This window comes from Celeribacter marinus (assembly GCF_965656515.1).
GTDB classification, from domain to species: Bacteria; Pseudomonadota; Alphaproteobacteria; order Rhodobacterales; family Rhodobacteraceae; genus Celeribacter; species Celeribacter marinus_D.
In genome coordinates, this window is record NZ_CBFHKW010000031.1 from 15,076 (window position 1) to 27,022 (window position 11,947).

Annotated in this window: 13 protein-coding genes; 6 read left to right on the forward strand and 7 right to left on the reverse strand. The window is 56.3% G+C overall.

Going from position 1 to position 11,947, the window contains the following annotated elements:
• Nucleotides 1-47: 47 nt before the first annotated feature.
• From coaBC to ACTG34_RS08515, 4 genes are read left to right on the forward strand one after another with little or no spacing between them, the layout of a single operon-like run.
• Nucleotides 48-1,250: a bifunctional phosphopantothenoylcysteine decarboxylase/phosphopantothenate--cysteine ligase CoaBC gene (gene coaBC, locus ACTG34_RS08500; protein WP_439104518.1), complete on the forward strand. Its 1,203-nt coding sequence runs from the start codon at nt 48-50 to the stop codon at nt 1,248-1,250.
• Between the two features lie 27 nt (nt 1,251-1,277).
• Complete coding sequence (gene dut, locus ACTG34_RS08505; RefSeq protein WP_439104519.1) at nt 1,278-1,745, forward strand: dUTP diphosphatase; 468 nt, start codon at nt 1,278-1,280, stop codon at nt 1,743-1,745.
• Between the two features lie 9 nt (nt 1,746-1,754).
• Nucleotides 1,755-2,774 (forward strand): HesA/MoeB/ThiF family protein, encoded by a 1,020-nt coding sequence (locus ACTG34_RS08510; RefSeq protein WP_439104520.1) that lies wholly within the window; start codon nt 1,755-1,757, stop codon nt 2,772-2,774.
• Between the two features lie 52 nt (nt 2,775-2,826).
• Complete coding sequence (locus ACTG34_RS08515; protein ID WP_439104521.1) at nt 2,827-4,848, forward strand: M3 family metallopeptidase; 2,022 nt, start codon at nt 2,827-2,829, stop codon at nt 4,846-4,848.
• 24 nt (nt 4,849-4,872) lie between these two features.
• On the opposite strand, the gene ACTG34_RS08520 is transcribed toward ACTG34_RS08515, so the two are convergent.
• Both ACTG34_RS08520 and ACTG34_RS08525 read right to left on the reverse strand, forming a co-directional pair.
• Nucleotides 4,873-5,751 carry a cation diffusion facilitator family transporter gene (locus ACTG34_RS08520; RefSeq protein ID WP_439104531.1) on the reverse strand — a complete coding sequence of 293 codons (879 nt, stop codon included), beginning with the start codon at nt 5,749-5,751 and terminating at the stop codon, nt 4,873-4,875.
• A gap of 104 nt (nt 5,752-5,855) precedes the next feature.
• Nucleotides 5,856-6,521, reverse strand: a complete 666-nt coding sequence (locus tag ACTG34_RS08525) for an SH3 domain-containing protein (RefSeq protein ID WP_439104522.1) — start codon at nt 6,519-6,521, stop codon at nt 5,856-5,858.
• 167 nt (nt 6,522-6,688) lie between these two features.
• On the opposite strand from ACTG34_RS08525, the gene ACTG34_RS08530 reads away from it, so the two are divergent.
• Nucleotides 6,689-7,675 (forward strand): 2-hydroxyacid dehydrogenase, encoded by a 987-nt coding sequence (locus ACTG34_RS08530; protein WP_439104523.1) that lies wholly within the window; start codon nt 6,689-6,691, stop codon nt 7,673-7,675.
• Between the two features lie 11 nt (nt 7,676-7,686).
• Here ACTG34_RS08530 and ACTG34_RS08535 read toward each other — a convergent pair whose 3' ends face one another.
• The 3 genes from ACTG34_RS08535 to panC all read right to left on the reverse strand — a co-directional run bounded on the left by ACTG34_RS08535 (nt 7,687) and on the right by panC (nt 10,439).
• Nucleotides 7,687-8,601, reverse strand: coding sequence for a pirin family protein (locus tag ACTG34_RS08535; RefSeq protein WP_439104524.1), 915 nt, complete (start codon nt 8,599-8,601; stop codon nt 7,687-7,689).
• 160 nt (nt 8,602-8,761) lie between these two features.
• Nucleotides 8,762-9,580, reverse strand: a complete 819-nt coding sequence (gene panB, locus ACTG34_RS08540; RefSeq protein ID WP_062220285.1) for a 3-methyl-2-oxobutanoate hydroxymethyltransferase — start codon at nt 9,578-9,580, stop codon at nt 8,762-8,764.
• A 10-nt stretch (nt 9,581-9,590) separates the two neighbouring features.
• Complete coding sequence (gene panC, locus ACTG34_RS08545; RefSeq protein ID WP_439104525.1) at nt 9,591-10,439, reverse strand: pantoate--beta-alanine ligase; 849 nt, start codon at nt 10,437-10,439, stop codon at nt 9,591-9,593.
• Between the two features lie 176 nt (nt 10,440-10,615).
• Between panC and ACTG34_RS08550 the strand changes: the two genes are divergently transcribed.
• Complete coding sequence (locus ACTG34_RS08550; protein ID WP_439104526.1) at nt 10,616-10,993, forward strand: hypothetical protein; 378 nt, start codon at nt 10,616-10,618, stop codon at nt 10,991-10,993.
• Between the two features lie 28 nt (nt 10,994-11,021).
• On the opposite strand, the gene ACTG34_RS08555 is transcribed toward ACTG34_RS08550, so the two are convergent.
• The gene (locus ACTG34_RS08555) at nt 11,022-11,357 is read right to left on the reverse strand and encodes a carboxymuconolactone decarboxylase family protein (RefSeq protein ID WP_439104527.1); all 336 of its coding nucleotides are present in this window, start codon (nt 11,355-11,357) and stop codon (nt 11,022-11,024) included.
• A gap of 208 nt (nt 11,358-11,565) precedes the next feature.
• Nucleotides 11,566-11,947 (reverse strand): BMP family ABC transporter substrate-binding protein (locus ACTG34_RS08560; protein ID WP_439104528.1); only part of this gene is annotated, 382 nt, incomplete at its 5' end.

Sequence of the window (11,947 nt, forward strand, 5' to 3'; positions counted from 1 at the left end):
TGCGGCATCATGCTTAAACCTTGGCGTAAAGGTCAAAGGGGTTCAAGATGCTGCATGACAAGACAATTTTGCTCATCATCGGCGGTGGTGTCGCGGCATTCAAATCGCTCGACCTGATCCGCCGGATGCGCGATGAAGGCGCGCGGGTTGTGCCTGTGCTGACCAAGGCCGCCGAACAGTTCGTAACACCGCTTTCTGTCTCCGCGTTATCGGCCCAAAAAGTATACAGTGATCTGTTTGATCTCACGGATGAGGCAGAGATGGGACATATTGAGCTGTCCCGCGCGGCGGATTTGGTTGTTGTTGCCCCTGCTACGGCAGATTTGATGGGTAAAATGGCCGCTGGACTGGCAAATGATTTGGCCTCCACAGTGTTGATGGCAACAGACAAACCTGTGCTTGTCGCGCCATCGATGAATGTGCGGATGTGGCATCATCCCGCCTGTCAACGCAATGTGGCGACCCTTAAGTCTGATGGAATTGTGTTTGTCGGTCCCGATGAGGGCGCGATGGCCTGTGGGGAATTTGGCCTTGGTCGCATGGCCGAGGTGGCGGATATTATAGCCGCTGCATCGGGTGTGCTTTCCAATGGACCGCTGACGGGCAAACATGCGCTTGTCACTTCTGGCCCGACCCATGAGCCGATTGATCCCGTGCGCTATATCGCTAATCGTTCGTCAGGGGCGCAAGGCACGGCTATTGCATCCGCATTGCGCGACCTTGGGGCATCCGTGACCTTTGTCACGGGACCTGCTGACGTGGCTCCGCCCGCAGGTGTGCGTGTCGTGCGGGTGAACACCGCGCGTGAGATGAAAGACGCCGTTGAGGCCGCGTTACCTGCCGATGTGGCGGTCTTTGCGGCGGCTGTTGCCGATTGGCGTGTGGCCTCTCAAAGTGCGTCCAAGATCAAGAAAAAGAATGGTGCCTTGCCTGTTTTGGAATTTGCAGAAAACCCGGATATCCTTGCCGCTGTCAGTCAGATGGCATCTGGCCGCCCCCAGCTTGTGATCGGGTTTGCCGCTGAAACGGATCAGGTTTTGGATCACGCAACGGCGAAACGCGTGCGCAAAGGATGCGACTGGATTGTGGCCAACGACGTCAGTCCCGAAACTGGAATTATGGGGGGGGCGCAGAATGCCGTGACCCTTATTTCTGATTCAGGCGCAGAGGTTTGGCCTCGCATGAACAAATCTGATGTGGCGGCGAGACTGGCCAATTTGATCGTGGATGAACTTGGCCGTGGCGTGTAACCGCGTGCGACCCAAAAGGGGGCGAAAATGAGCGTTGCGATCAAACTCCAGTGGTTGGACGGTGCCGATCATTCAGTGCCTTTGCCATCTTATGAGACGGATCAGGCGGCGGGGGCGGACCTTCGTGCGAACTTGTCTGTGGCTGATCGTGTTGAGGGCATTGTGATCGCGCCGGGCGCGCGCGCCCTGATCCCGACAGGCCTAAAAATGGAAATTCCCGCAGGGTTCGAGGTGCAAATTCGACCCCGTTCCGGTTTGGCGCTCAAGCACGGGATTACCCTTGCCAATACGCCAGGGACGATTGATGCGGATTACCGTGGGCCTGTTGGTGTCATTGTGATCAATCTGGGATCCGACCCATTCACAGTGGCGCATGCGGACCGGATCGCGCAGATGGTTATCGCCCCGGTGGTGCAAGCTATGTTCAACGTAGCAGATGAATTGAATACAACCGTGCGCGGCGATGGGGGCTTTGGCTCCACCGGCCGCGCGTAGGGCGCGGGCATGGGGACTTTCATTCTCATCGCTGCGGCGCTTTGGGGCATCGGTGCGCTGACGGGGGCGCCCTCTCGTGCGCGTTGGTCGATGATTGGCCTTTTGTATCTGGCTGTTCTGTCGGCGGTGGCATTGGTGCCCGAAAACAACCCGTTTGGTGGCGCGTTCGGTGAGTGGGCAATCCTCGGCGCTGGCGCGTGCGGTGTTGTTGCGTATCGGTTTGGGTTGGCAAAACTGCGCGCGCGCGTGGCGCAAGCAACGCCAGACACACCCAAAGCCGATACGTTGAGTGCCGCAGAATTAGAACGTTACATGCGTCATATTGTTTTGCCTGATATTGGTGGCACAGGTCAAAAGACGCTGAAAGATGCCAAGGTTCTAGTGGTCGGCGCGGGTGGGCTTGGCGCGCCTGTCTTGCAATATTTGGCGGCGAGCGGCGTGGGGACGATCGGCGTTATCGACGACGATGTGGTTGATGTGTCCAATCTTCAACGGCAAATAATCCATACCGATGACCGGCTCGGAATGCCAAAGGTGTTTTCGGCGCAAATGGCAATGACGGCTCAAAACCCGTTTGTGGAGGTGCGACCCTATAATCGGCGGTTTGATGAGACCTGCGCGCAATTGGTGGCGCAGTATGATCTGGTGCTCGACGGGTCTGATAATTTTGAGACACGGTATCTTGTGAACCGATTGTGTGTTGAGCAAGCGACCCCACTTGTCGCCGCAGCGATCACGCAATGGGAAGGTCAAATTAGCACATATAATACAGCTAATGATGCGCCATGTTATCAATGTGTGTTCCCACTTGCGCCTGCGGCGGGCATGGTCCCGTCATGCTCAGAGGCGGGGGTTGCGGCCCCGCTTCCAGGTATTTTGGGCACGATGATGGCGATGGAAGCGATCAAAGAGCTCACAGGCGCGGGACAGGGGCTCGCGGGGCGGTTGGTCATATACGATGCGCTTTACGCACAGACGCGGACGATTGTGGTAAAAAAACGGGTGGATTGCCCGATTTGTGGCGGCTGACACTGTTCCTTTACCCCGCGCGCACATAGCTTGTCTTTCAAAGGAGACACGCATGACAAACCCGCTTTTGACCCCTTGGGATACCCCATTCGATGTGCCACCGTTTGCACAGATTGACGACAGTCATTTCCAACCCGCTTTCGATGCCGCTATCGCCGAGGGACGAGATGCGATCAGAGCAATTGCGGACAATCCTGAGCCGCCAAGTTTTGCGAATACGATTGAGGCGATGGAGCTGGCCGAGGAGGCATTGGGCCGTGTCCTTGGTGTATTTTACAATCTTGCGGGCGCGGATAGCAATGACGCACGCCAAGAGTTACAGCGCGTATTTTCGCCCGCATTGGCCGCATATTCGACAGAAATCACCCAGAATGCGGCGCTCTTTGCGCGGATAGACGCGCTTTGGTCGGCGCGTGGCGACCTTGACCTTAATGAGGAACAGGCCCGTGTTTTGATGCTCACACGGCGTTCTTTCGTGCGCTCCGGCGCACTGTTGCAAGGCGACGATAAAATGCGCATGGCGGAAATTTCATCACGGCTTGCCACGTTAGGGACCGAGTTCACACAACGTTTGTTGGCGGATGAGGGCGAGTGGTTTTTGGAACTGTCCGAGGCTGATCTGGATGGATTACCTGCGTTTGTCATAGATGCCGCCCGTTCAGCGGGTGAGGAAAAGGGTGTGTCGGGTCCGTGTCTGACCACATCACGCTCCCTGATCTCGCCATTTTTTGAATTTTCGCCGCGCCGTGATTTGCGCGAAAAGGCATTTCATGCGTGGACGTCACGCGGAGCGCGTGGGGGTAAAAATGATACCCGTGCGATTGCTGCCGAGACGTTGAAGCTACGGGCAGAGCGCGCTGCGCTTTTGGGCTACGATAGCTTTGCAGCATATAAGCTTGAGACGGAAATGGCCAAGACTCCCGATGCGGTGCGTGGCTTGTTGATGGAGGTGTGGGAGCCGGCCAAACGGGCCGCACTGCGCGATGCTGCCGTCCTTGAGGCCATGCTGCATGCTGATGGGTTTGAGGGGCCACTGGAGCCATGGGACTGGCGGTACTATGCGCAGATCCGGCGCAAGGCCGAACACGATCTCGATGAGGCGGAGTTAAAGCCTTACCTGCAACTTGACCGTATGATTGAGGCCTCTTTTACCTGTGCTACGCGTTTGTTCGGATTGGAGTTTAAACCACTTGATGTCCCACTGTACCACGCGGATGTCAGAGCGTGGAATGTGACGCGAGAGGGGCACCATGTCGCCGTGTTCATAGGTGACTATTTTGCACGGGGATCAAAGCGGTCGGGCGCGTGGTGTTCGGCAATGCGCAGCCAGAAAAAGCTTGGTGGAGCGGTTGCGCCAATTGTTGTTAATGTGTGCAATTTTGCTAAAGCAGCAAATGGAAAGCCGAATTTACTCTCTTATGATGATGCGCGCACCTTGTTCCATGAGTTTGGTCATGCCCTTCATCAGATGCTATCCAATGTGACATACGAGTCCATTTCGGGCACGTCCGTTGCGCGTGATTTCGTTGAACTCCCCTCCCAGCTTTATGAGCATTGGTTGGAGGTGCCCGCCCTCCTCGAGGAGTTTGCAACCCACGCCGAGACAGGCGAGGCGATGCCTGCGGATATGCTGAAACGTTTGCTTGCAGCGCAGACTTATGATCAGGGGTTCGCCACTGTCGAATATGTCTCATCGGCGCTTGTTGATCTCGATTTCCATGATGGAGCGGCCCCTGCGGACCCGATGCAATCACAAGCCGAAACACTTGAGCGGATCGGGATGCCGCGTGCGATCACGATGCGCCATGCCACGCCGCATTTCGCACATGTGTTTTCCGGTGATGGATATGCGTCCGGATATTATAGCTACATGTGGTCGGAAGTGATGGACGCCGATGCGTTTGAGGCGTTTGAGGAGAATGGCGCGTTTGACGTGGCGACCGCGAAAAGTCTTGAAGACAACATATTGTCGCGCGGTGGATCTCGCGACCCTGTGGAGCTTTACACCGCGTTTCGCGGGCGGATGCCGGGAGTTGAGGCCTTGCTCAAAGGGCGCGGTTTGGTCGATGTTTAACGGCGTGGATGCGGGCGAGGCGGATCAATCGGCCTCGCCTGAAACGTCTTTGTGGATGATCACATCAGCGCGCGGATAGACTTCGAGAATGGCGCTTTTTAGGCCTGCCGAAATTGCGTGGGCCTCACGCAGTGTTTGATCACCATTCACTTCGATATGGACATGTATGAACGGTTTTGATCCTGCCATGCGCGTTTTGAGGTCGTGGAAATCATCAACGCCGTCAAAACTACGCGCGATGCGTGCGATATTGTCTACAATGTCTTGGGGGGCCGAGCGATCCATGAGGGCGTCCCATGCGCTTTTTCCAATGCGAAGGCCGCCCAATGCAAGCATCGCGGCCGCCGCTAAGGCCACAACACTATCGATCATGGTGAGGCCGAATGCTGCCGAGGCCATGAGGGCAATGATCGCGCCAATATTTGGCACGAGGTCGCCAAGGTAGTGCAAACTATCGGCGGCGACGACCTTTGATCCCGTGGCCTGAGCGACACGGCGTTGCCACAACACCAGACAGATAGTGAGGATGATGGACAACACCATCACGGCGACACCTGCGGTCTCTTGACCAACGTGCACAGGGGTGGGGGATAGCAACCTGCGCAGGGACGAAACCGCGATGACGCCGCTCGACAGCAAGATAAAGGTTGATTGTCCGAGGGCCGCTAAATCTTCGGCGGATGTATGTCCGAAACGGTGATCCTCATCGGGTGGGCGCGCGGCATAGTAGATTGCCATCAAACCACCCAAGGCCATCATCAGGTCCATGGCGCTATCGGCCAATGACGCCCCGATCGAAAGCGCGCCAGTTTGCGACAAGGCCCAAAGCTTGGCTATCACCAAAATCATGGCGACACTTACGGAGGCAAACCCCGCAGATAGGTTTAATCGACTGTCTGTCATCATCTACAGTGTCGCGCCTTTTAAGCAGTCAATTCAACTCTAATCGGATCTCTATGTTGAAGCGATATTCGGGTTCTTCGTTGAAACACGCAGCGCATAGGGCACTATTCCAGCACTTCATTTCCGTAAACGCCCCAGAGGCCTGATTTGAGTACCCAACCTTTGTATCCATCCGCGCTCGCCTCGCACCATGAAATATTGCACTCAAGCAATCGCAGGATCACACCTTGTTCGGCTTGCGCATTTAGGCGACTTGAGGTGTCGGGCTTTTTGTAGAGGTCAACCGTTTCATCGGTCACGATGGCGGTGCGCACACCAGAAATGAGGGTGTAATGGATCCATCCTGTTGCGTCCTCATTGTCACGCACACGCCGCCAGTGGCCGTATTCTGCGATGACCTCAAAAGGGTAGCCGCGCTGCTTGAACACCCAATCGATGCGGTGGCTAAGCGATGGTCCGCGTCGCAAGTTTGCGGTGTTAGCCTTGAGCGAGACGAACCGTGGTAAGGGCAGGTTTGTGACCGTCCCGCGATCGGAAAGTGGTGCCGTAGGGGCGGGCGTGACGGTCGGGCTCGTTTGCGGCTTCGCAACCTGGTCTTGACTGGCTGGTAGGTCGCTCTGCGTCTCTTGTGCAAAGGACGCTCCATTGTGCGCTAAGGTAATCAGGGCGGCGCACACGGTGCAGACGATCGCGTTGCGGGCCGAATGCCAAAGTATGTGGCGCAATTTCCGTTCCGTTTGCGGTGCAGTTGCCGAATATACTGCCTGCATGTTCACCCTCATGGCCTCGAAATATATATCAAAATAACGGGCAAACCTCCGCTTGTCGCGTCTCTTTGCGCAGTGTTCTTATCGGATACCCCTTGCTCATATGCAATGCTGTTTGCACAATGGGACACGGTAACGGTGCCCAAACTTGCGCACCATGGAGGTGCAACATGTCAGACAATCGTCCAAAAGTCTTCGTGACACGCCGACTGCCCGACGCGGTCGAGACGCGGATGGGTGAGTTGTTCGATGTCCGTTTGAGCGCTGCCGATGAAAAGCTATCGCGAGATCAGTTGATCGACGCGATGCGTGAGGCGGATGTGATCGTGCCGTGTATCACCGACAAAATAGACGCCGAGATGCTTGATGCTGCAGGCGGTCGTTTAAAACTTATCGCCAATTACGGCGCGGGAGTTGACCACATTGACGTTGTGGGCGCGCATAAGCGTGGCGTGCTTGTGTCTAACACCCCGGGCGTTATGACCCAAGATACTGCGGATATGGCTATTGGTTTAGTCTTGGCCGTCACGCGGAGGATGCCCGAAGGTCTAAAGTTTATGCAATCTGGTGCGTGGGAGGGATGGGCCCCCACGGCATTTATGGGGCAGCGGATCGGCGGCAAGGCGTTGGGCATATTAGGCATGGGTCGAATCGGGCGAGCGCTTGCGCGGCGCGCGACAGCGTTTGGAATGTCTGTTCACTATCACAACCGCACGCGCCTTCATCCATCTACGGAAGAGGATTATAGTGCGCAGTGGTGGGACAGTTTGGATCAGATGCTCGCTAACGTTGATGTGCTTTCGATCAACTGTCCACACACCCCCGCAACGTTTCATTTGATCAACGAGCGCCGTCTCAAGTTGATGAAGCCCACGGCCGTGATTGTGAATACCTCTCGTGGCGAAGTGATTGATGAAAATGCTCTGACGCGTGCGCTGCGGCGCGAAGAGATCGCGGGTGCGGGGCTAGATGTGTTCGAGCATGGCAGTCAGGTCAATCCGCGATTGCGAGAGTTGCCGAACGTGGTTTTACTGCCGCATATGGGATCGGCGACAGTTGAGGGGCGCATCGAGATGGGCGAAAAAGTGTTGCTCAATATCTATGCGTTTGCTGACGGGCACCGACCACCTGATATGGTGGTGCCCGATATGATCTAAAGCGTTTGCACTCAGTCGCGCTGATCGCGAATGAATGTCCCGTTGTTGAGATCCTGCATCGCTTGTTGCAATTCAGCGCGCGTATTCATCACGATAGGGCCGTGCCATGCGACCGGCTCCTTGATCGGTTGACCCGAAATGAGCAGGAACCGCACGCCGTCTGGACCAGAGCGCACCACCACTTCGTCGCCCGTGTCAAAGTTGACCAAGGTACGGTTGCCCGACATGTCGCGAATGTTGATCTCTTCGCCCGCGATCTCTTTTTCGACCCGCACGCCGTAGGGTGTAGAGGCATCGCGAAACGTGCCCGCACCCGCAAAAACATAGGCGAATGTATTGGCGTAGGTTTCAACGGGTAGGCGTTTTGTCGTATTGGGCGGCACACTCACGTCGAGGTACAGCGGATCGGCAGCGATACCGTCGACAGGGCCGCGTTTGCCCCAAAAGTTGCCTGTGACGATTTTGACGGCTGTGCCGTCATCGTCAATGATAACGGGAATGTCACTGCCTTGGATGTCTTGATAGCGCGGATCGGTCATCTTGAGCGAGGAGGGCAGGTTGGCCCACAATTGGAACCCGTGCATCTGGCCCTGTGCGTTTCCACGCGGCATCTCTTGGTGCATGATACCTGACCCTGCGGTCATCCATTGCACCGAGCCTGCGCCCAAGACGCCGCGATTGCCAAGGCTGTCACCGTGTTCAACTTCGCCGTCTAAAACGTAGGTAATGGTCTCGATGCCGCGATGCGGGTGCCACGGAAAGCCCTTTTCGAACTTTGCGGGGTCGTCATTGCGAAAGTCATCAAACAGTAAGAACGGATCAAATTCGCGGGGCTTATGAAACCCGAATGCTCGATACAGGTGAACGCCTGCGCCCTCGAGGGTCGCTTCGGCGAGGGTTTCGGATTTAACGGGGCGAAATGTCATGGCGCGTCTCCTTTGCTTTACACCATATGGGGGCGTGCGTAGGGGCGCGTAAAGATGCGAATGTAGAGGGTCTTTGTGCGAAATCGCGCACAAGGGGGATCGAACAGTCTAGAATACGTGCCGCGGGCTCTAGACTGTTCGATCTGTGACGCCAGAGCGCTTATTTGTTGTTGTAGACGTTTTCTGGACCGGGGAAGGCGCGTGATTTGACCTCATCGGCATATTCCGCAACAGCCTGTTCAATCGCGGGACCGAGGTTGCCGTATTTTTTGACAAACTTGGGCACCCACGGGTTTAGGCCAAGCATATCTTCGAGCACCAAGATCTGTCCGTCACAATTCTTGGATGCGCCGATTCCGATGGTGGGAATGTCGACGGCGGCGGTGATTTGATCTGCGAGCGGTTCAACGACACCTTCGACAACAACGGCAAAGGCACCGGCCTCGGCTACGGCCTTGGCATCAGCGATATGCATGTTCCATGTGTCCTCATCGCGGCCTTGGGTTTTGAACCCGCCCATGACGTTGGTGGATTGTGGCGTCAGACCGATGTGGGCCATGACGGGGATGCCACGTTCCACAAGGAACTTGATGGTCTCGGCCATGCGCGCGCCACCCTCAAGTTTGACCGCCTGACACTGGGTTTCTTTCATGATCATCGCGGCATTACGAAATGCCATGTTTGGACTTTCCTCATAGCTGCCAAAAGGCATATCAACGACAATCAGCGCCCGTTTGGTGCCGCGCACAACGGCCCTCCCGTGCATCACCATCAGATCAAGCGGCACACCCACCGTGCTTTCCATACCGTGCATCACCATGCCAAGGCTGTCGCCCACAAGGATGAAATCCGCGTGTTTGTCGACAATCGCCGCCGTGTGGGCGTGATAGGACGTCAGCGAGACAATCGGCTCGCCGCCTTTGCGGTCACGAATTTGCGGGACGGTGATGCGGCGGATCGTTTCGTTTTGGGCTGACATGTCTGGCTCCTTAGCTCGGGTCGGCAACGCGTTGGTCAATCAATAGCACATCACCGAAACGCACGGCGAGAAGAATGACGGCAGGAGCGGTAATCTGGCCCTCAATCGGATCTAACGTTGCGGCGTCACGCACATCGATGGTTTCGATTTTGGCGCGTGGTTCTTTCTCGATAAAGGTACGGATCGAAGATTCGAGATCTGCGGCGGTGCGCCCGTCCGAGGCCTCGTAATCGCCGTAGGCCAACGCCTTATTGAGGATCAACGCGGCTTGGCGGTCCTCAGCGCTGAGGCGTACATTGCGGCTCGACATCGCCAATCCGTCGACTTCACGCACGGTTGGTACGCCGTTGATGCCCACGGGGATATCCAGATCACGCGCCATCGTGCGCAAAACCAAAAGCTGTTGATAGTCTTTCTCGCCAAAGAACGCCTCATCGGCGCCGACAATGTTGAACAGTTTGGTGACGACTGTGCACACGCCTTTGTAGTGATCAGGCCGCAGTGCGCCCATCAGCATGTGTTCCAACCGCTCGGTCACAACCGTGGTTTGTTTGAGCGGGTGGTACATCTCATCGACATCGGGGCAAAACACCGCATCCACGCCCTCGGCCTCAAGCAGCGCAAAATCACGCGCCTCGTCACGCGGATAGGCGTCGAGATCGGCACTGTCGCCAAACTGGGTCGGGTTGACAAAGATCGTTGCAACAACGCGGTCGCACTTGGCCTTGGCCGTGCGCACGAGCGTCATATGTCCATCGTGTAGATACCCCATCGTTGGGACCAACCCTACGTGTTCACCTGCCCTGCGATATCCACGTACGGCCTCGCGGACCTCTGCCTTTGTGCGGCAAATCTGCATATGTTGGCTCTCCTCGCTCATGTGCGGCCAAGATTAGCGCTCATGCGGCAGCGCGGCAAGTCGGGCGATCGCCAGATAGGCGATCCGCGAAATTACCCGAGATTGGTCAAAGTTTTGCCATCAGCCCCCATGATGATCGATGACACTTAATGAGTGTATCGTCTTGGGAGCATCGTATGAGCCGTCTTGTTGCATGTCTTTTGTTTGGCCTTGGGGCGATTATGATCGTATCAGCCGATTATGTTATCCAAGGCAGGATGATCATCGGGCCTCAGGCAACGCTCACCCAGTATCCGGTGAAATCCTATTTGGCGCACATGCCAACTCGATTTAGCCGTCTTAGCGAGAGCGTCACGCCAACACAGGAGGCGGAGGTAAGCGTAGCGGAGGATATCATGGAGATACCCGCCGAGAACCCGCTTGCGGATATTGCATTGGCAGCAGCCGATGCTGAGCCATCATTGACGATCGAATGCAGCCAACAAGGGGCGCGCAAAAGCTGTAGTGTTTCGCGTGAGATTGCAGATGCACCAGACCAAGACGCTGCGCAATAATGCGCGCGTTTTGGTTGTTTGCTGCGGCTTAGGCGGTGAGTTCGTCCCACGCTTCGAGCGCCTTTGCGGCGTACATCAACACAGGTCCGCCGCCCATCTGAACACACATCGCTAGCATTTCAGCCAGTTCCTCGCGTGATGCGCCTTGTTTGGCTAAGGCTTCAACGTGAAAGCCGACACAGGGTTCGCAGCGCACGCCGACCGCGATGGCAAGGGCGACCATTTCTTTGGTCTTTCCGTCCAATAGGTCACCGTCCATTGCCGCCTGCGACATTGCGCCAAACCCTTTGGGGATGCTGCGGTTTGCTTTGTTCAAAGTGCGCAAGGCATCGCGCATGGATTCGTTCTTTTCAGCCCAGCTCATTGAATAGCTCCTCTGGTTGCGTGTTTGCGCCACCATTGGCATGGGCGTGTCGTCACAGCCTTGATCCGTGTCAATAAATTCTAGAACCAAGATGTGTTGTGGCCGATGCCGCGCGACACCATCCTGCGCGACACCGAAACATAGCGTGATGCGCCATGTAAAAAGGCCCGCCAAATTGGCGGGCCTTTCGTTAGTTCGCGTCGATTTTTTACTGTGGGATGTCGCCGGTGAGACCTTCAACAAAGAAGGACATGCCTGCGAGTGTGCCGTCATCTGCCACTTCGCCCTCGGCAAGCCACGGCGTGCCGTCTTGCTTGTTGAGCGGGCCGGTGAACGGGTGGTAGGTGCCTGCTGCGATTTCATCACGCATGGCTTCGGCTTCGGCTTTCACGTCTGCGGGAACTGCATTTGTGATTTCACCAATGCCAACCATGCCTGTGGAAATGCCGTCCCACGTCATCACGCTCTCCCATGTGCCATCCATGACGGCTTGGGTGCGGGCGATGTAGTAGGGTGCCCAGTTATCGATGATGGAGGAGACGCGCGGCGATGGGGCGTACTCATACATGTCGGAGGCTTGACCAAAGCCG